The organism is Rhodococcus sp. ENV425 (genome assembly GCF_002887785.1).
GTDB lineage: Bacteria > Actinomycetota > Actinomycetes > Mycobacteriales > Mycobacteriaceae > Rhodococcus > Rhodococcus aetherivorans.
The window spans coordinates 10,077-27,150 of record NZ_PCZU01000041.1 but is presented as its reverse complement, the minus strand read 5'-3'; the positions used below and the strand labels follow the sequence as shown (position 1 = coordinate 27,150).

Sequence of the window (17,074 nt, the reverse complement as noted above, 5' to 3'; positions counted from 1 at the left end):
CGGCCGGTAGGCATGTCTGCATGACTACCGTTGCCGCGTACGCCGCCACCGCGGCGGACAGCCCCCTCGTCAAGACCACCATCGAGCGGCGTGAGCTCGGTCCGCTCGACGTGCTCATCGAGATCAGGTATGCCGGGATCTGCCATTCCGACATCCACACCGCCCGCAACGAGTGGGGCGGCACCCGCTACCCCGTCGTTCCCGGGCACGAGATCGTCGGGGTGGTGAGCGCCGTCGGCGTCGAGGTGACCAGGCATGCCGTCGGCGATCGCGTCGGCGTCGGCTGCTTCGTCGACTCGTGCCTCGCGTGTGAGGCCTGCACCAGCGGCGACGAGCAGTACTGCACCAACCGGGTCACCGGCACCTACAACGCCGTCGGCCGCGACGGCGAGGTGACCCAGGGCGGATACTCCACCCACATCGTCGTCACCGAGCACTTCGTCCTGAAGATCCCCGACGGTCTTGCGCTCGACTCCGCGGCGCCGTTGCTCTGCGCGGGCATCACCCTGTTCTCCCCGCTCCGGCACTGGGGCGCCGGACCGGGCAGGAAGGTCGCCGTGATCGGGATGGGCGGGCTCGGCCACGTCGGCGTGAAGATCGCCGCGGCGATGGGTGCCGAGGTGACCGTGCTGGGGCACTCGCTGGCCAAGCGGAAGGACGGGCTGCGCTTCGGTGCCGTCGACTACCGCGCCACGACCGATCCGCAGACCTTCAAGGATCTGCGGGGTACGTTCGACCTGATCGTCAATACCGTTTCGGTGAACCTCGACCTGGATGCCTACCTGTCGCTGCTCGCCCGCAACGGCACCCTCGTCGAGCTGGGCCTGCCCGAACACCCCCTCACGGTCCGGGCGTTCTCGCTCGCGCAGAACCGGCGCAGCCTCGCCGGTTCCATGGTCGGCGGCATCCCGCAGACGCAGGAGATGCTCGACTTCTGCGCCGAGCACGGCATCGGCGCGGAGATCGAGGTCGTCTCGGCCGACCGGATCAACGAGGCGTACGACCGCGTCGTCGCGAGCGACGTGCGCTACCGGTTCGTGATCGACGCCGCCACCATCTGAGCCGGGCGGGCAGGTGTGAGACCGCGGCGGCCGGGTACTCCCGCCACGTATCTCGAGACGTGGAGGAAATGTGAAAAAGGCGTTGTACCGGCCCGTGAGCCTCGTGGTGAGTTCCCTGGCGGGCGTTGCTGCCGGCATGGTGTTCCGGAAGGTGTGGGCGCTCGGCGCCGGCCAGGACGATCCGCCGGAGGCCATGGACAGCCGCTTCGGGTGGCGGGAGGTGCTGGTCTCCGCCGCCGTGCAGGGAGCGATCTTCGGTGCGGTGAGCGCGGCGGCGAACCGCGCGAGCGCGGTGGGCTTCCGCCGCGTCACCGGCACCTGGCCCGGGAAGGAATGACGACGCCCGGGGCCTGCGGGTCCTAGAAGCCCTCGCCCAGTTGTTCGCGCAGCTGGGCGAGGGTTTTCGTCAGCAGCCGGGACACGTGCATCTGGGACACGCCGACACGTTCGGCGATCTGGGTCTGGGTCATGTTCCCGAAGAACCGCAGCAGCACGACCGTGCGCTCACGTTCCGGCAGCGCAGCCAGCAACGGGCGCAGTGCCTCGTGGTTCTCCACGTGCGCGAGCGCGGCGTCGTAGTCGCCGAGAGTGTCCGCGAGGGTGACGCCGTCGTCCCCGGCCGGGGCCGGACGGTCGACCGAGACCGCCTGGTACGCGTTGCCGGCGACGAGGCCCTCCGCCACCTCCTCCGGATCGAGGTCCAGCTCGGCGGCGAGTTCGGCAGCCGTGGGGGCGCGGCCCAGGCGCTGTGACAGTTCCCCGGTCGCCTTGCTCAGCGCCAGATGCATCTCCTTCATCCGGCGCGGCACCCGCACCGCCCAACCGGTGTCGCGGAAGTGCCGGCGCACCTCGCCCATGATGGTCGGAACCGCGAAGGACACGAAGTCCGAGCCCCGCTCGGGGTCGAAACGGTCCACGGCGTTGACCAGGCCGAGGCGGGCGACCTGCAGGAGGTCGTCGAATGCCTCGCCGCGGCCGTCGAACCGGCGGGCGATGTGTTCCGCGAGGGGCAGGCATCGTTCGACCAGGCTGTCCCGCAAGACTCCGCGCGCGGGATCGTCCTCGTCGAACGTCACCATTTCCTCGAAGAGGGGGATGACGTCGGCGTATTCGTCGGCGGCTCGGCCGCTGCGCCGTTGGGCGCCGGTCCCCGTCACAGAACAGCGCTGCTGTCGGTCAGGGACACGTCGATCGTGGTGACGGAGCCCTCGTCGGATTCGTCCACGTTCACCTCGACCGAGTCGGCGAGTGCGTTGAGCACATGCCAGCCGAAGGTCCGCGAGTCCGCCGTCAGTCCGCCGTCCACCGTCGGAGCGGACGCGCTGATCCGCAGTGCCGGCGGCATGGCCTGGAACCGGCACGACAACGTTGCGCCCTGCGGGGCCCGGGTGATCAGCCGGGTGCCCGCCTCGTCGATCGCGAGCTTGACGTCGGCCACCGCGTCGAGGTCGAAGCCCTGCTGCAGAGCGATGGCGGCAGCGACCGCGCGCAGGACGGGGAGCTGGCCTGGTTCCGCCCGTACCCGCAACTCCACTACGGGGTGGGTGCGTTCGAGGGCCGAGTCGATCGATGCCGTGTTCGCCATGTGTGTCGTTTCTCCGTTGCGGCAGGTGGGGGCCCGGGCGAGCGGGTGTTCTTGGCGAGACTACCCGCGGCGCGGGGTTCTCAATCATGCGGAAACGCGCGCCGCCGGGGCGGCGCCGCGCCAGGTCGATCCGCCCTTTGCGGTGCCGCAGGGGCTGCCGTAGGGTATGGGTGAGGTTGAGCACACAGCCTGACTCGGAGGCGCCGCACATCCGCGGTGACCGGTGTCGGTGCGGTCCCCGCTCTGTCGACGCTTCCATCCTCTTTCCACGATGGGAAGCTCATGTCTGTCGTTTCTCAGCGCAAAGTCACATCGCTGTGGGTCACCCGATCGGATCGCTCACCGGTCTCCTTCCATACGTCCGCGGGTGCCGATTTCTCCACGGAGAGAATCAGTTCCGGCCTCGTCCGGGTCGCCGTGGCGGGCGAGCTCGACATGCGCAACGCCCCGGCGTTGCGCAGCTACGCCGGCGACCAGCTGCGCCCGTCGTCGCGCCTGGTGCTCGATCTTTCCGACGTGGAGTTCTTCGGGTCGGCGGGCCTGACCGTGTTCGACGAGCTCGACACCTTGGCCCGGCGCCGAAGTTCCCGGTGGGCCCTCGTGGGCGGACGGCCGGTACACCGGCTGTTGCGGGTGCTCGGCGACCCCGTCCACGCGCACGCCTCGCTCGAGAGTGCGATCCACGCCCTGCGAGTTCCGGCCTGATCCGGCTCTCCCGAAGCGAACCCCCCGTCGGGGCGCGGGGTCACACCGGCTTCGGCAGCTTCGGCGGGCGGTTGCCGCGGGGATCGACCGCCAGGACGAGCAGCAGCACACCCAGCACCAGGTGCAGCCAGTTGTCGGCCGCGTTGACCGGCACCACGTTGGCGTGGCTGTCGTGGCCGAGGACCATGCCGAAGGCCGACAACGCGAGGTACCCGGCGCCGCCCGCGATCAGGTAGATCCGCGACGCGCGGATCCCCCGGGCGGCGAGGATCCCCGCCGCCCCGTAGGCGAGGTGCAGCACGTTGTGGGCGATCGAGACCCGGAACAGGCCCAGCAGATGCGCATTCGACTCCTGCCCCGCGAGGGCCATCGAGCCGTACCCGCTGGTCAGTCCGGGCACGAATCCGAGCACCCCGATGAGGAGGAACACGATGCCGATCGCGAAGGCGTAACCCTGGATCCGGGTGCGCTGCACCCTGGGATACGGGCTGGATCGGATCATCGTTCCTCCATCGGGGTGCGCGGGGCACCGCGCCCCGGGACGCAGGGATAGCCCGGGCGGGTCGCCCCGAAACCCCCGGGCGGGTCGCCCTCGAAATCCCGTCCGGTCGTCGTCTGAGCGGTTCAGCCCCCGACGAGGACGCCGGACGAGATCGACCCGTACACCAGGGTCAGAACCATCAGCCCCCAGCCCGTGCCGTGCCAGATCGGCCACGTCCCGCCCGAGCGCCACACCCGGTAGGTCTGCACGAATGCACCGACGGCCCCGAGGAGCAGGATCGCCGTGGGGCCGACGGCCAGGACGAGCCGCGCAGGGTCGGTGCACACGAGGAATTCCTCGTCGGCGCATCGGTCACCGCTCGCGGCGGCCCAGATCACGACCGCCGCCATCAGCAGCAGGGCGGCGGCGACGATCACGGCCGCGTACCGCACCGCTGCGCGGGCGGCGCGCGGGTCCCGCCATCGCTTCTCCACATCCTGCGTCACAGCACCTCCCTACGCCCGGTCGGCGCGGTCGGTGAGCGCTGCCTGACCCGATTGCCGGGCGCAGTGCGCGCAGCAATACATGGTGCCGTCGGCCTCGACCCCGTGCCCGAGAATGCGGCAACCGCAGTGGGCGCACTGCGGGGCCATCGCCTGTGCGGCACACTCGAAACTGTCGAACGTGCCCGAGACGTCGCCGCGGGTGACGGTGAAGGTCTTGTCGTAGTCGTTGCCACAGGTGTCGCACGTGGTCATCACGGTCCTCCTCTCCGATATCTGTCCTCCGGATCGGGTGCCCCACCCTCGGTTACGTCAAACGGCGCACACCGTCGTCGCCGGCCGGATCCGCCGGGCCGGCGACGATCAGGTACCAGCGCGCCAGATCTGCGCGACGTCGAGCCCGGCGGGGGTGTGGCACCGGGCCCGACACCGGCTCGGGCTCCGTCTCCGGTCTGCCGGCCCCGAGCCGCGGATGCGGAACCGATTCCCGCCCACGGGGATTCTGACGATCGGTGCGATCGTGCTGATCGTCGTCCTCTTTCTCGTGGTGATCGTGGGGATTCTGATGTAGGTGGCGCAGTCCTGCACGATTTGCCGGGGTGCCGGCGGGGTACCCGTGGTTCGCAAGTGAGGAACGCCGACTGAGGGAGAGTCGCATGGCAGAGAACACGAGCGGTCCGAGCGAAGGCGTCAAGGGCGTCGTCGAAGACGTCAAGGGAAAGGCCAAGGAGGCGACCGGCGCCGTCGTCGGCAACGACGAACTCACCCGCGAGGGACGGGCCCAGCAGGACAAGGCCGACAGCCAGCGCGAGGCCGCGAAGAAGGAAGCCGAGGCGGAGAAGGCACGCGCCGACGCCGAGGTCGACGAGGCGCGCCAGCGCTCGCATCAGCAGTGAATCCGCATCAGCAGTGAATCGGTGACCGGCCGCGCAGGCGGTCGCGCCGTCGTTCGTCCACGACCCGGGGGCCGTTCGGCTCCCGGGTCTTCGCCCCGGAGGAGGAGCGATGCGTATCCTGACGTTCGTTGTGCTGGTGTGGCTGGTGATCGGTGCGATCGCCGCCGGGCAGCGGGGGTACTTCACGGAAGCCGAGCAGAGCTGCGCCGACTTCGCCACCGTCGCGGTGACGGTGATCGCGGGGCCCCTCAACTACGCCGGAGTCAATCCGAAGGTGGAGTGCGAGCTTCCGCAGCCGAGTCCGTGACCGGACCCGCGGGCTGCCGCGGCGACGGGATCCGCTCGTGCGCGGTCATGAGCAGATGGTCGAAGGCGGTGCGCAGCGTCGCCGGTGCGTCGAGTCCGGTGGTGACGTCCCGGACGAGTTGCTCGGCGAGCGTGCGGAGCTTGACATTCGACTCCTGGGACCGCCAGGCGAGGATCTCGAAGGCGCGGTCCGCCGGAATCCCGTAGACCGCCATGAGCATGCCCTTGGCCTGTTCGATGATTGCGCGGTGGTGGGCGAGCACCGAGATCGCCTCGTCGACGCTCTCCCGGACCTCCTCCTCGTACGCGTCGGACAGGTCCAGGTAGAACCCGGCCGTGCCGATCACCCGCCCCCGCTCGTCGAGCAGGCGGTCGCCGACCACGACGACGGGCCGGACCGTCCCGTGCGCGTCGATGATGCGGTGCCGGCTGCTGAACGGCTCGCCGTTCCGCTGCATAGCGCCCAGCACGGCTGCGACGTGGGCCTTGTCCTCGGGATGCTTGTGCTTGAGCAGCAGGTCGGTGGTCGGCCGTACGGTCCCCGGGGCGTACCCGTGCATCCGCGCCACGTCGTCCGACCATTCCCACCTGTCGTCGTCGATCAGGTAGCGGAAACTCCCGACCCGCTGCGGCTTCCCGCTCGCGAAGACCCGTTCGAAGGCGTCGTCCACCGGCGTGTCGCCGGCGTCCACGATCGGTTCCCTCATGCAACGATTATGCCTCCGGTGACGGGCACTACCGCTGCGGGATCGCGTGAGGTGAGGTGGTCTAGCCGGCGTGTTGCTCGGCGTTCGCGAACACTTCGACGAGGGTGGCGCAGAAGGCGGGCAGATCCCTCGGATTGCGGCTCGACACCAGGTTCCCGTCGACGACCACTTCCTCGTCGACCACGTTCCCGCCCGCGTTGCGGATGTCCGTGCGGACGCTGGGGTAGGACGTCAGCGTCCGCCCCCGGACCACGTCGGCCTCGACCAGCGTCCAGGGGCCGTGACAGATCACCCCGACGGGCCGGCCCGACTCGACGAAGTCCCGCACGAACGCCACGGCGGCGGGATCCTGGCGCAGATGATCGGGGTTCGTGGTACCGCCGGGCAGGATCAGCGCGTCGAAGTCCGACACCGACGCCTCCGACACCACCTGGTCGACCGGGTGCCGGCCGGCCGCGTGCACGTCGGACTTCATGGCCTGGATCTCGCCGGGTTCGAGCGACAGCAGGCGCACCGTGCCGCCCGCCTCCTCGACCGCCCGGCGCGGCTCCACCAGCTCGACCTCCTCGACGCCGTTCGTGGCGAGGACGGCGACCGTGCGTCCCGCCAGCCGGCCGTTCCCTGAAGCGCTCATCGCGAAGTCGTCCTTTCGTCGTGGGAAGGTTCCCCGATCGCGTACCCGAGGCCGGCGACCGGGAAACGTCACTCCGGTGCCAGATCCCGGGTGGCAGGGCCTTCGAGCAGGCGCCCGTCCGCGGCGAAGCGGGAGCCGTGCAGCGGGCAGTCCCAGGAGGCTTCCGCGTCGTTCCATCGCAGCACGCCACCGAGGTGGGGACACACTGCGGACACCCGGTGCGTGGTGCCGTCGACGGTGCACACCCCGACCGGGCGGAGCTTCTCCCGGCGTACCGTGCCGCGGCCCTCCGGCGGGGACGCGCCGTCGCCGGACAACTCGGCCCGCACCCATCCGCGCGTCATCTCCACCGCGACCGCGGCATTGAGCCGGGTTGCTGCCGGAAGATCGAAAAGCTGTGTGGGACTCCAAGCCTGGAACGCCGACCCCCATTCCGGAGCCGGCTCGCCGAGAATGCGGGCCGACAGCAACCGCGCCGCCGCCACCGCGTTCGTCATGCCCCACTTGCCGTAGCCGGTGCCCACGAGCAGCCGATCGTTGCCGGGCAGCAGCGGGCCCACATACGGCAGGTGATCGAGCGTCGCATAGTCCTGCGCCGACCAGCGCGCCACGGTCTTCGCGCCCGGGAAGTGGCGGCCCGTCCACGCCACGAGATCGTCCGCGGCGCCCCGATGGTCGTGTGCACGCCCGACGGTGTGGCCGTTGCCGCCGACGAGGAAGTACCGCCCCCCGTAGGCCGTGCGCAGCGACCGCGTCGGCGAATCCACCGACAGATACATCCCGCTCGGAATGTCGCCCGGTACCTCGAACGCGGCCGCGTACGACCGCTGGGGCTCGAGCCGGGCGAAGAACCCGCCGCGGTCGAGGATCGGCGTCCCCGTCGCCAGCACGATGTGCCCGGCCCGCACCTCACCGTGATCGGTGACCGCGACGCATCCGTTCCGGTCCGAGCGGACCTTCCGGACCCGGCAGCCGGTGAACAGGGCGCCGCCGCGCTCCCGCAGTTCGCGGGCCAGTTCGTGCAGCAACGGCATCGGATCGATCTGCGCCTGATCCGGCAGCGTCACCGCCGCGGCCACGGGGTACGGCAGTTCCGTCTCCGTCGTCATGCGGGCGTCGAGACCGGCCGCGCGGCAGGCCTCGTGCTCGGCGCGCACCGTGGCCACGCCCTCCTCGCCGGCGCTGTAGGTGAAGGCGGCCGCGGATTCGATCGGCAGGCCCCGCTCCCGGCACAGCTGCACCACCCACCGTTGCGCCTCGAGGTTGCCGGCCACGTAGTTTCGCAGGACGTCGCGGGAATGGCCTCTGGCGATGCTGGAGAGGGTGCTGCCCTGCAGCAGGCTGATCTTGCCGGTGGTGTTGCCGGTGGTGACGGCGCCGACCGTGCGGGCCTCGAGGACGGCCACGCGGTGTCCGGCGCGCGCGAGCAGGAGGGCGGTGGCCATGCCGGTGAGGCCCGCGCCGACCACCACGGTGTCGAAGCGGGCCGGGCCCTCGGGCCACGGCGTGTCGTCGGTGCGGGCGGTGTCGGTGCGGGAGAGCCACAGTGAGGTCACCTGTGAGGGATGCCCCGTGCCGCGCCCGGGAAACCCGCGCTGGTCACCGGTCCTGCGCCGGGCCGGTCGAGGTTTGCGCCCCGTCGTGCGGGGTAGGCGGTACCGAGCCGGCAGTGCGTCATGGTGCCGGTCCGGCAGTGCGCCGCGCAGTCCACGACGAGAGGTGCCCGGACCACCGGGCGGGAGGATCGGCGATGAAAGCAGTGACATGGCAGGGCAAGCGGAAGGTGAGTGTCGATACGGTCCCCGACCCGAGGATCGAGCAGCCCACCGATGCGATCATCCGCGTCACCACCACCAACATCTGCGGTTCGGATCTGCACCTGTACGAAGTGCTCGGACCGTTCATGTCGCCGGGGGACATCCTCGGCCACGAGCCCATGGGGATCGTGGAGGAGGTCGGTTCCGAGGTCACCTCGATCAAACCCGGCGACCGCGTGGTCATTCCGTTCCAGATCTCGTGCGGCAGTTGTTTCATGTGCGGGGACGGCCTGTTCTCCCAGTGCGAGACCACCCAGGTCACCGAGCAGGGCACCGGCGCGGCGCTGTTCGGGTATTCGAAGCTGTACGGGAGCGTGCCCGGTGGCCAGGCGCAGTATCTGCGTGTGCCGCATGCGGATTCGACCCACATCTCGGTTCCGGAGGGGCCGCCGGACTCGCGGTTCGTCTACCTGTCCGACGTGCTGCCCACCGCCTGGCAGGCCGTGGAGTACGCGCATGTACCCGACGGGGGTTCGGTGACGGTGCTCGGCCTCGGGCCCATCGGCGAGATGGCCGGACGGATCGCCGTGCACCGCGGCCACCGGGTGATCGGTGTCGACATGGTGCCCGAGCGGCTCGCGCGCGCCGCCACCCGCGGCATCGAGACCATCGACCTGAAGGAGGCCGGGAACTCGCTGGGCGAGATGATCCGCGACCGCACCGGCGGCCGCGGCACCGACTCGGTGATCGACGCGGTCGGCATGGAAGCGCACGGGTCACCCGTCGCCACCGCCCTGCAGACCGCGACGGGGCTGCTGCCGTCCGCGTTGTCCGCGCCGCTGATGACCCACGTCGGTGTCGACCGGCTGCACGCCCTCTACACCGCGATCGACGTGGTGCGCCGGGGCGGCACCCTCTCGCTCAGCGGCGTGTACGGCGGCATGACCGACCCGATGCCGATGATGACCCTGTTCGACAAGCAGATCCGGCTGCGGATGGGTCAGGCGAACGTCAACCACTGGGTGCCGCAGATCATGCCGCTGCTCACCGACGACGATCCGCTCGGAGTGGACACCTTCGCCACGCACCGGTTGCCGCTGTCGGACGCCCCGCACGCGTACGAGATCTTCCAGCGCAAGCAGGAGGGCGCGATCAAGATCCAGCTCGAGCCCTGACCGGTGCCGCCGGCGTCACACCAGATCGGCCGCGGTACGCGGCAGATCCGCGGTGTCGACGTCGGCGGCCTCGAATGGGGAGCGCAACGCCGTCGCGGTCGCCCAGCCCTGGGCGAGCAGGCCCGCGTCGGTGTCCTCGGCCTCGTCGGCCCGGATGTCGCTGAAGGTCACGGTGACGTACTGGCGCTCCCCGTCGTCCGGGTCCTGGTCGGTTTCGCCGATGTCGGCCTGCACGGCGCCGAACGCCGCGAGCGGTGCCGTGCGCAGGCCGCGCAGTTCGCTCAGCGGGATGTCGGGCACGTTGACGTTGAGCACCGTGCCGGGCGTGCCTTGCGTCAGCACCCACTGCAGGGCGTGCCGGGCGACGACCTCGGCACCCTCCCAGTGCTCGTGGACCGAACCGGACAGCGAGACCGCCAGGGCCAGGCTGCCGTGGTTGGCTCCGGTGAGCGCCGCGCCGACCGTGCCGGAGTGCAGGATCGCGTGGCCGGTGTTGGGGCCGTGGTTGATTCCCGACAGGACGATGTCGGGTTTGGGGCCGAACGCCCCGTACATCGAGACGAAGGCGATCAAGGCCGGCGACGCCTCGACGGCGAGCACCGTCGTGTCCGGCAGGTCCGGGAACGCCCGCGGCGCGACGACGAGCCGGCCGTCCTCCTCGAGTGCGCTGAGCGACGCGCTGGCGCCGCTGCGCTCGGCATGGGGGGCGGCCACCACCACGTCGAGACCGGCGTCCACCGCCACCCGGGCGAGCACCGAGATGCCGTGGCTGTCCACCCCGTCGTCGTTGACGATCAGCGCTCTCACGTTCCTACCTCCCGCTCTTCCCCTTCGCGAACGGCCGGACCTCGACGCTCTCGGCGACCTTGTCGACGAGTTCTCGCTGTCCCGTGGCCAACCCGTGCCGCGTGACGTTGACGGCGCCCGCCGCGGCACCGAGCTGCAGGGCTTCGACCATCGTGGCTCCGGCGGCCAGCGCGGCGCCCATCCCGGCGGTCATGGAGTCGCCGGCGCCGCGGTGGTCGGCGATGTTCAGCGGCGGCGCGACGACTTCCCACAGCTCGCCGTCGACGAGGGCGAGGGCGGGGTCGCCGGCGCGGGACAGCACCACGTTGCGGGCGCCCTGCGAGACGAGTTCCTTCATGGCCACGGTGAGGTCGTCGACGTCGTCGGACTTGGCCCTGCCGTCCTCGAGGAGATCCTCGTGACTGACCTTGAGCACGGCGAGACCGCCCTCGAGCGCCGCGGTCATGGTGGGGCCGGACAGGTCGGCGACGACGGGAACACCCAGGGCGGTCAGGTCGGCCGCCAGCCGGGTGTAGACGTCGTGCGGCACCGCCTGGTCGGAATGCGGGCCACCGAGCAGCGCCACGTCCGCCTCGAGGCCCTCGGCCAGCGCCGCGCCGAACAGGTCGTCGGCCTCGTGCCGGTTGAGCGTCGGCGGCGGAACCTCCACGATCTCCTCACGCTCACCCCCGCGGCGGTCGTGCACGTACGAGCCGTTCTGGCCGGCGGTAAACACCGATCGCACCGATACGCCTTCCCGTGCGATGAGATCGCTGACGACGGGGCCGGTCTCGCCGCCGAAGGTGCCGCACAGCCGCACCTTCAGGCCGAGTGTGACCGCCATGCGGGCGATCCAGAAGCCCTGCCCGCCGGCGTGGACGTGCAGTTCCGGGACATCCGACGGCGACGACTCGATGGTGACGGTGAGCAGGGGAGTGGGTGCGAAGACGAAGGCGGAGGGCGCGCTGTCGTCGTTGCCGTCTCGGGGAGCGGGGTTCATGCATGTCCTTCGAAATGGGGAGGAGACGGCGCCCGCGGTGGCGGACGCGCGGTTCGCGTTGCGGTGCGGCCTCGCTCAGGCCGTATCGCCGGGGGAGTCGGCGAGGACGGGATCGTAGACGGGGGCGTTCGGCACCTCGGGCGGGCGCACATTGGCGCCGAGCGAGTACGCGAGGTGCCCGCCCAGCAGGCCGCCCAGCCCGATCAGTATGGTGCCGGCGGCGCTCAGCGTCACCGCGCCGGCGGCGCTACGCGTCACCGCGCCGGGACCGGAACTGCGGCGGCGCTGGCGGTAGGACAGGGCCATGAGGGCTGCTCCGGCGCCGTTGACGGCCGCGTGGATCAACCCCACCCGGCGCTGCACGGTGTCGGTGTGCACCCAGTCGACCCAGCCGGCCAGAACCGTCGGCGGCGTCGCCAGCAGACCGAGCCCGATCAGCCGCCGCGCGGTCTCGGGTTGTCGCAGGGCGTCGAAGACGCCGGCCGCGGTCCACGCCCCGATGGGGACGGCCACCAGCGCCGGGTGCAGCGGGTGGCCCACGGGAGCGCCGTGCAGCACGGCCCCGATCGGGCTGTCCGCCAGCCGCCCGACCTGCTTCCGCAGCACCTCGGCGGGACCGTCCAGCCACGCCGCCGACTCCGTCCCGGAATACAGGATCTCCATCTGCGAGTCCGTCATGCCCACGGGCATACCCCGCCCCGACCGGGTGAAACCTGCCAGACGGGTGTACGACGCAGATCGGCGGGGTATCTCCTGCGATCATGAGACAGCGCATCGTGATCACCGGCGCCAGCGGCAACGTCGGCACCGCCCTGCTGCGGCGCCTCGCCCGGCGATCGGAGCCGCCGGAGATCGTGGCCGTCGCCCGGCGCGTGCCACCGCCCACCGACCCCTACGACGGCGTGACCTGGCACAGCGTCGACCTCGCCGCACCCGGCGCCGAGACCGGGCTGCGCCCCCTCCTCGAAGGGGCCGACGCCGTCGTGCACCTGGCCTGGGGTTTCCAGCCCTCGCACCGGCGGGACTATCTGCGCCGGACCGGAGTGGACGGCACCGCCGCCGTGATCGGGGCGACCCTCGCCGCCGGCGTCGGACACCTGGTGCACATGTCCTCCGCCGCGGTGTACGCGGCCGGGGCCTACGGCCGGGCGGTCGACGAGTCGTGGCCCGCGACCGGCATCGAATCGTGCGCGTACAGCGTCGACAAGGTCGCGGCGGAGCGGCTGCTCGACGAGCGGATCGAGGGCGCGGCCGCGGCGCCGATCGTCACCCGTTTCCGGCCGGGCTTCATCGGCCAGTATGCGGGCGGCAGCGCGCTGCGCCGCTACGCGGTGCCGGGATACGTGCCCGACGTCGTGCTCCGTCACCTGCCGTTGCTGCCCGTGGACCCCGGAACTGCGATCCCCGCCGTGCACGCCGACGACGTGGCCGCCGCGCTCGATGCCGCCCTGGAGCGGCGGGTGCCGGGCGTGTTCAACCTCGCGACCCCCGAACCGCTGCGTGCGGGCGACATCGCCGGGGCGTTCGGGGCCCGTGCGATCCCCGTACCGCGGCAGGTGCTGCGGGCCGTCGTCGAGGCGACCTGGCAGGTCCACCTGCAACCGATCGCCGGCGGATGGATCGACCTGGCCTACAACACCCCGATGCTCGACTGCGACCGGGCCCGCCGAGACCTGGACTGGGCACCGACCGTTCCGGGCCCCCAGGTGTGGCGCGAGGCCATCGCGGGTATGCAGGCCGAGGCCGGCACCGACAGCCCGGTCCTGCGCAGTCGCGGGCCGCTCGAGACGATGAGCGTCCTGCTCGGCCGCGGGACCGTCGGGCGCCGCGTGCCGCCGTGACCACTCGCGGCGGAGCGACGAGAGAGGGTATCGGGATGAGCGAAACAGCGCAGCGCGACACCACGGCGACGCCGCAACAGGTGTGGGATGTCCTCGCCGACGGCTGGTCGTACGCGGGCTGGGTGGTGGGCGCCTCCCGCATCCGGGCCGTGGACGACGCGTGGCCGGCGGTGGGCAGCCGCATCCACCACTCGGTGGGGGTGTGGCCCGCCCTGCTGAACGACCATACCGAGGTGGTGGAATCGATCCCCGGCAGGGAGCTGAAGCTGCGTGCGCGGGCGTGGCCGGCCGGGCAGGCCGAGATCACCATGCGCCTGCACGAGCGGCCCGGGGGGTGCCGGATCGAGATGGCCGAGAAGGCTGCCGCCGGCCCGGCTCAGTTCGTACCCGGTGCGATCCAGGCCCGGCTGGTGCTGCCGCGCAACGTCGAGTGCCTGCGCCGGCTCATGCTCATGGCCGAACACGCCACGGAGCCGAAGGGCGTCGGAGAGTGAGCACCGAGACCGTCGACGCCGTCGTCGTCGGCGCCGGCCAGAACGGCCTGACCGCGGCGGCCGTGCTCGCCGACGCCGGCTGGGACGTCGTGGTGCTCGAGGAGCAGCACGAGATCGGCGGCGCCGTCCGCACGGCGGAACTGCATCCGGGCTTCCGTATGGACCTGTTCAGCGCCTTCTACCCCCTCGCGGCGGCGTCCCCGGCGTTCCGCGCGCTCGACCTCGCGTCGCACGGGCTGCGGCTGCGGCGGGCGCCGAGGGTGTACGGGCACGCCGCCGGGCCGGACGACGAGGACGCCGCGGTGGTCTACCCGGACGTCACCGAGACCGCGGCGGAACTCGAACGGCGCCACCCCGGCGACGGGACCACCTGGATCCGCCTGGCCGAGCAGTGGAAGGGCATCCGTGAGCCCTTCCTGAGCACCCTTTTCGAGCCGTTCCCACCGGTGCGCGGCCCGGCGGGGCTGATCCGCCGGCTCGGCACCGCGGACGCACTGCGCTTCATGCGGATGCTGGCGCTGCCCGCCCGCCGGATGGCCCAGGAACTGTTCGGCGGTGAGCACGCGCGGCTGCTGCTGCTGGGCAACGCCATGCACGCCGACACCCCCGTGGACTCGGCGGGCAGCGGAATCATGGGATACGTCCTGACCATGCTCGCCCAGGACGTCGGCTATCCGGTGCCCGAGGGCGGCGCCGGGGAGCTCGCGGCGGCCCTGGCGCGGCGCGGCGAACGCAGCGGGGCCCGGATCCTGTGCGGCCGGAAGGTCACCGGCATCGAGGTCGGCGGCGGTGTGGCGACCGAGGTCCGCACCGAGCAGGGGGAGCGGTTCCGGGTACGGCGCGCGGTACTGGGCGACGTGTCCGCGCCGGCACTGTTCGGTTCGCTCCTGCCCGCGGACGCCGTGCCCGCCGCGGTCCGCGACGACCTGCGGCGCTTCGAGTGGGACACGCCCGTGGTGAAGGTGAACTACGCGTTCGACCGGCCGATTCCGTGGCGCTCGCCGGCGCTCGCGACGGCCGGGACCGTCCACCTCGGCGCCGACGCCGACGGTCTCGTGCACTGGTCGGCCGACCTCGCGACCGGCCGCGTCCCGGAGCATCCCTTCATCATCTTCGGCCAGATGACCACCACAGATCCCGCCCGCTCGCCGGAGGGAACGGAAAGCGCCTGGGCGTACACGCATCTGCCGCGCGGTGTCGCCGACGACGCCTCCGCGGAGGAACTCGCCCGGCGCGTCGACGCCGAACTCGAGGCGCACGCGCCGGGGGTGCTGAGCTCGGTCGTGCACCGCAGCGTGCAACGCCCGCGCGACCTCGAGGCCGCCAACGCGAACCTCGTCGGGGGGGCGGTCAACGGCGGCACCGCCCAGATCCATCAGCAGCTCGTGTTCCGGCCGTTGCCCGGCTTCGGTGGTCCCCGCACGCCGGTCGAGGGTGTGTACCTGGCCGGCTCGTCCACCCATCCCGGCGGTGGCGTCCACGGGATGTGCGGGTGGAACGCGGCCCGGGCGGCCCTGCGCGACCACGGCGTGGGCGGCAGGGTTCGGCGGCGGCTGAACGGGGCGATCTCGGACGTGCTGATGCGCAGCTGAATTCCCGGTGCCCTTGCCGAACGCGGAGATTCACACGTTTCGGGGTTGAGCGATTCGCCGACGGGGTATCAGAAGTCATGGGAACGCCAGTGGGAACACCGATCCGGCAGGTGTACAACCCTTCCCTCGTGCCGCGGGCGCTGCGCGAGGTGGAAGGCGGAGTCGCCGCAATCGCCGCGGGCATCTGCGTGATCGCCGCCGTCGGCGTGGGTGTGCTCTCCGCTTCCGCCGTCACGGGCATCGGGGCCGGACTCGCCGTGGCGGCGGGACTGTCGTTCATGCTCGGTTCGCTGGCCCCGACCGGGGCGGCGCCGGCCGGCGCGCGCCGGGAGCCCGACCGTGCCGTGCCCTCGTTGTTCCGCAACCGTCCGGACGGGGCCGCGGCTCCCGCATCGCGGCGCACCGCCCTCACCGCCGTCACCGCCTTCCGCCCGCACCACGTTTCGGGCGGCCGCTTGGAGGGGTACTCCCACGTATGACAACGACGTCTCGCCCGGAGTCCAACGTGTCCCTCACCCGGTCCACCCACGGGGGCCGTGCCGTCGCAGCCGGGGTCCGGTAACGTGCCGGCGCCCAGGAGGGTGTGGCGACTGCCCGGTGTGTACCGCCCGCAGGAGGATTCGCATCTGCTCGCCGGCGCGCTCGATCGTGCGGCGGCACCCCCCGGCGCCAAGGTGCTCGACTTCTGCACCGGCACAGGGTTCATCGCCGTGTCGGCGGCCATGTCCGGTGCCGGGTCCGTGACGGCACTGGACATCGCTCCCCGGGCGGTCCTCGCGGCGCGTATCAACGCGCGGTCGCGGCAGCTTCCCATCCGGGTCCTGCGCGGCGGACTGGACGAAGCCGACCGGCACGGACCGTTCGACGTGGTGCTGTCCAATCCGCCCTACGTACCGCACGCAGCCGGGGACGGTGACGCCCGCTGGGATGCCGGTGCCGACGGGCGGGCGGTGCTGGACCCGCTGTGCCGGAGCCTGCCGAACCTGTTGTCTCCCGGCGGTTTCGCTCTCGTCGTGCATTCGGAGTTCTCCGGGGTGGACGAGACGCTCGTCCGGTTGCGCGACGGCGGTCTCAAGGCCTCCGTCGTGGCGCGTCGCCGGATCCCGTTCGGGCCCGTGATGCGCAGCCGCGCCGGGTATCTGCGGGCGCGTTGCGAACTGCCCGCGGGCGTCGACACCGAGGAAGTGGTGGTGATCCGTGCCGATCGAACACACTGCCCGTGAAGTAGCCACGGACGGCAGCCCCCGGGACACGTCTCCCGGGGGCGTCGCTGTACCCGAGTTGTGCCCGGGACTGCGGGTGGAGGGTCTCGCGGGGGCGGAGCCCAGGGTCGTCCGCCTGGTCCGCGGCGGTCCAGTCCTGGTCGAGGGCCCGGTCCGCATCGTGGCCGAGGACGGCGACGAGGTGGAATCGGACCGGTTCGTCGTCGCGATCTGCCGGTGCCGTCGCAGCGAGCGGTACCCGCTGTGCGACACCAGCCACCGCCGGCCCCGGCGCGATTCACGCTGAGACCCGCCCGTTTCCGGCCGGGGCACCGGTTGTGCCGGGTGC

23 protein-coding genes are annotated in these 17,074 nt (G+C 71.7%); 12 read left to right on the top strand and 11 right to left on the bottom strand.

Translation table 11 applies throughout. The features are described 5' to 3' along the window. Nucleotides 1–20 precede the first annotated feature (20 nt). The gene (locus CQZ88_RS03055; protein WP_102799239.1) at nt 21–1,061 is read left to right on the top strand and encodes an NAD(P)-dependent alcohol dehydrogenase; all 1,041 of its coding nucleotides are present in this window, start codon (nt 21–23) and stop codon (nt 1,059–1,061) included. 70 nt (nt 1,062–1,131) lie between these two features. Continuing rightward, the gene (locus tag CQZ88_RS03050; protein WP_006946450.1) at nt 1,132–1,398 is read left to right on the top strand and encodes a DUF4235 domain-containing protein; all 267 of its coding nucleotides are present in this window, start codon (nt 1,132–1,134) and stop codon (nt 1,396–1,398) included. Nucleotides 1,399–1,420: 22 nt separating this feature from the next. Here the strand turns inward: CQZ88_RS03050 and CQZ88_RS03045 are convergent, their stop codons facing one another. Beyond that, nucleotides 1,421–2,218 carry a SigB/SigF/SigG family RNA polymerase sigma factor gene (locus CQZ88_RS03045; protein WP_102799238.1) on the bottom strand — a complete coding sequence of 266 codons (798 nt, stop codon included), beginning with the start codon at nt 2,216–2,218 and terminating at the stop codon, nt 1,421–1,423. Next, nucleotides 2,215–2,646, bottom strand: a complete 432-nt coding sequence (locus CQZ88_RS03040) for an ATP-binding protein (RefSeq protein ID WP_029545248.1) — start codon at nt 2,644–2,646, stop codon at nt 2,215–2,217. The genes CQZ88_RS03045 and CQZ88_RS03040 overlap by 4 nt, the downstream gene beginning before the upstream one ends. 282 nt (nt 2,647–2,928) lie before the next feature. Here CQZ88_RS03040 and CQZ88_RS03035 point away from each other — a divergent pair, with 282 nt between their 5' ends. Then, nucleotides 2,929–3,351, top strand: coding sequence for an STAS domain-containing protein (locus CQZ88_RS03035; RefSeq protein ID WP_102799237.1), 423 nt, complete (start codon nt 2,929–2,931; stop codon nt 3,349–3,351). 40 nt (nt 3,352–3,391) lie between these two features. Here the strand turns inward: CQZ88_RS03035 and CQZ88_RS03030 are convergent, their stop codons facing one another. The 3 genes from CQZ88_RS03030 to CQZ88_RS03020 form a co-directional block, all read right to left on the bottom strand. After that, nucleotides 3,392–3,853 (bottom strand): DUF4383 domain-containing protein, encoded by a 462-nt coding sequence (locus CQZ88_RS03030; protein ID WP_072635801.1) that lies wholly within the window; start codon nt 3,851–3,853, stop codon nt 3,392–3,394. Nucleotides 3,854–3,975: 122 nt separating this feature from the next. Continuing rightward, nucleotides 3,976–4,338 carry a hypothetical protein gene (locus CQZ88_RS03025; RefSeq protein WP_006946456.1) on the bottom strand — a complete coding sequence of 121 codons (363 nt, stop codon included), beginning with the start codon at nt 4,336–4,338 and terminating at the stop codon, nt 3,976–3,978. A 9-nt stretch (nt 4,339–4,347) separates the two neighbouring features. Then, entirely contained in the window at nt 4,348–4,590 is a 243-nt protein-coding gene (locus CQZ88_RS03020; protein WP_029545239.1) for a hypothetical protein, read from the bottom strand. A gap of 401 nt (nt 4,591–4,991) precedes the next feature. Here CQZ88_RS03020 and CQZ88_RS03010 point away from each other — a divergent pair, with 401 nt between their 5' ends. Together CQZ88_RS03010 and CQZ88_RS03005 are read left to right on the top strand one after the other, a co-directional pair. Further along, nucleotides 4,992–5,231, top strand: coding sequence for a CsbD family protein (locus tag CQZ88_RS03010; protein WP_003937475.1), 240 nt, complete (start codon nt 4,992–4,994; stop codon nt 5,229–5,231). 109 nt (nt 5,232–5,340) lie between these two features. Beyond that, nucleotides 5,341–5,538, top strand: a complete 198-nt coding sequence (locus CQZ88_RS03005; RefSeq protein WP_029545235.1) for a hypothetical protein — start codon at nt 5,341–5,343, stop codon at nt 5,536–5,538. Here CQZ88_RS03005 and CQZ88_RS03000 read toward each other — a convergent pair. The 3 genes from CQZ88_RS03000 to CQZ88_RS02990 form a co-directional block, all read right to left on the bottom strand. Next, on the bottom strand, nt 5,495–6,244 hold the full coding sequence (locus CQZ88_RS03000; protein WP_102799236.1) for a PAS and ANTAR domain-containing protein: 750 nt from the start codon (nt 6,242–6,244) through the stop codon (nt 5,495–5,497). The genes CQZ88_RS03005 and CQZ88_RS03000 overlap by 44 nt on opposite strands. Before the next feature lie 61 nt (nt 6,245–6,305). Continuing rightward, nucleotides 6,306–6,878, bottom strand: a complete 573-nt coding sequence (locus CQZ88_RS02995) for a type 1 glutamine amidotransferase domain-containing protein (RefSeq protein WP_043803302.1) — start codon at nt 6,876–6,878, stop codon at nt 6,306–6,308. Between the two features lie 68 nt (nt 6,879–6,946). Next, nucleotides 6,947–8,434 (bottom strand): FAD-dependent oxidoreductase, encoded by a 1,488-nt coding sequence (locus tag CQZ88_RS02990; protein WP_050035641.1) that lies wholly within the window; start codon nt 8,432–8,434, stop codon nt 6,947–6,949. A gap of 194 nt (nt 8,435–8,628) precedes the next feature. Between CQZ88_RS02990 and CQZ88_RS02985 the strand changes: the two genes are divergently transcribed. Continuing rightward, nucleotides 8,629–9,810, top strand: a complete 1,182-nt coding sequence (locus CQZ88_RS02985) for a zinc-dependent alcohol dehydrogenase (RefSeq protein WP_102799235.1) — start codon at nt 8,629–8,631, stop codon at nt 9,808–9,810. A gap of 15 nt (nt 9,811–9,825) precedes the next feature. On the opposite strand, the gene surE is transcribed toward CQZ88_RS02985, so the two are convergent. From surE to CQZ88_RS02970, 3 genes are all read right to left on the bottom strand, one after another. Continuing rightward, complete coding sequence (surE, locus tag CQZ88_RS02980) at nt 9,826–10,617, bottom strand: 5'/3'-nucleotidase SurE (protein WP_006946475.1); 792 nt, start codon at nt 10,615–10,617, stop codon at nt 9,826–9,828. Nucleotides 10,618–10,621: 4 nt separating this feature from the next. After that, on the bottom strand, nt 10,622–11,596 hold the full coding sequence (locus tag CQZ88_RS02975) for a PfkB family carbohydrate kinase (RefSeq protein WP_102799234.1): 975 nt from the start codon (nt 11,594–11,596) through the stop codon (nt 10,622–10,624). 75 nt (nt 11,597–11,671) lie between these two features. Beyond that, the gene (locus CQZ88_RS02970; protein WP_050035638.1) at nt 11,672–12,286 is read right to left on the bottom strand and encodes a DUF2231 domain-containing protein; all 615 of its coding nucleotides are present in this window, start codon (nt 12,284–12,286) and stop codon (nt 11,672–11,674) included. A gap of 71 nt (nt 12,287–12,357) precedes the next feature. Here CQZ88_RS02970 and CQZ88_RS02965 point away from each other — a divergent pair, with 71 nt between their 5' ends. The 6 genes from CQZ88_RS02965 (at nt 12,358) to CQZ88_RS02940 (ending at nt 17,032) form a co-directional block, all read left to right on the top strand. Further along, nucleotides 12,358–13,437 (top strand): NAD-dependent epimerase/dehydratase family protein, encoded by a 1,080-nt coding sequence (locus tag CQZ88_RS02965; protein ID WP_102799233.1) that lies wholly within the window; start codon nt 12,358–12,360, stop codon nt 13,435–13,437. Nucleotides 13,438–13,472: 35 nt separating this feature from the next. Further along, nucleotides 13,473–13,931, top strand: a complete 459-nt coding sequence (locus tag CQZ88_RS02960; protein ID WP_006946482.1) for an SRPBCC family protein — start codon at nt 13,473–13,475, stop codon at nt 13,929–13,931. Further along, complete coding sequence (locus CQZ88_RS02955) at nt 13,928–15,523, top strand: NAD(P)/FAD-dependent oxidoreductase (RefSeq protein ID WP_102799232.1); 1,596 nt, start codon at nt 13,928–13,930, stop codon at nt 15,521–15,523. The genes CQZ88_RS02960 and CQZ88_RS02955 overlap by 4 nt, the downstream gene beginning before the upstream one ends. Nucleotides 15,524–15,612: 89 nt before the next feature. Beyond that, nucleotides 15,613–16,002, top strand: coding sequence for a hypothetical protein (locus CQZ88_RS02950; protein ID WP_102799231.1), 390 nt, complete (start codon nt 15,613–15,615; stop codon nt 16,000–16,002). Nucleotides 16,003–16,104: 102 nt separating this feature from the next. After that, nucleotides 16,105–16,746 (top strand): HemK2/MTQ2 family protein methyltransferase, encoded by a 642-nt coding sequence (locus tag CQZ88_RS02945; protein WP_102799230.1) that lies wholly within the window; start codon nt 16,105–16,107, stop codon nt 16,744–16,746. A 76-nt stretch (nt 16,747–16,822) separates the two neighbouring features. Then, nucleotides 16,823–17,032: a CDGSH iron-sulfur domain-containing protein gene (locus CQZ88_RS02940; RefSeq protein ID WP_102799229.1), complete on the top strand. Its 210-nt coding sequence runs from the start codon at nt 16,823–16,825 to the stop codon at nt 17,030–17,032. The last annotated feature ends 42 nt before the right edge of the window (nt 17,033–17,074 follow it).

Coding starts and splice junctions, on each gene's coding strand:
- CQZ88_RS03055 (WP_102799239.1), top strand. CDS start 21: ATGACTACCGTTGCCGCGTACGCCGCCACCGCGGCGGACAGCCCCCTC.
- CQZ88_RS03040 (WP_029545248.1), bottom strand. CDS start 2,646: ATGGCGAACACGGCATCGATCGACTCGGCCCTCGAACGCACCCACCCC.
- CQZ88_RS03035 (WP_102799237.1), top strand. CDS start 2,929: ATGTCTGTCGTTTCTCAGCGCAAAGTCACATCGCTGTGGGTCACCCGA.
- CQZ88_RS03030 (WP_072635801.1), bottom strand. CDS start 3,853: ATGATCCGATCCAGCCCGTATCCCAGGGTGCAGCGCACCCGGATCCAG.
- CQZ88_RS03020 (WP_029545239.1), bottom strand. CDS start 4,590: ATGACCACGTGCGACACCTGTGGCAACGACTACGACAAGACCTTCACC.
- CQZ88_RS03010 (WP_003937475.1), top strand. CDS start 4,992: ATGGCAGAGAACACGAGCGGTCCGAGCGAAGGCGTCAAGGGCGTCGTC.
- CQZ88_RS03005 (WP_029545235.1), top strand. CDS start 5,341: ATGCGTATCCTGACGTTCGTTGTGCTGGTGTGGCTGGTGATCGGTGCG.
- CQZ88_RS03000 (WP_102799236.1), bottom strand. CDS start 6,244: ATGAGGGAACCGATCGTGGACGCCGGCGACACGCCGGTGGACGACGCC.
- CQZ88_RS02995 (WP_043803302.1), bottom strand. CDS start 6,878: ATGAGCGCTTCAGGGAACGGCCGGCTGGCGGGACGCACGGTCGCCGTC.
- CQZ88_RS02985 (WP_102799235.1), top strand. CDS start 8,629: ATGAAAGCAGTGACATGGCAGGGCAAGCGGAAGGTGAGTGTCGATACG.
- CQZ88_RS02975 (WP_102799234.1), bottom strand. CDS start 11,596: ATGAACCCCGCTCCCCGAGACGGCAACGACGACAGCGCGCCCTCCGCC.
- CQZ88_RS02970 (WP_050035638.1), bottom strand. CDS start 12,286: ATGCCCGTGGGCATGACGGACTCGCAGATGGAGATCCTGTATTCCGGG.
- CQZ88_RS02965 (WP_102799233.1), top strand. CDS start 12,358: ATGAGACAGCGCATCGTGATCACCGGCGCCAGCGGCAACGTCGGCACC.
- CQZ88_RS02960 (WP_006946482.1), top strand. CDS start 13,473: ATGAGCGAAACAGCGCAGCGCGACACCACGGCGACGCCGCAACAGGTG.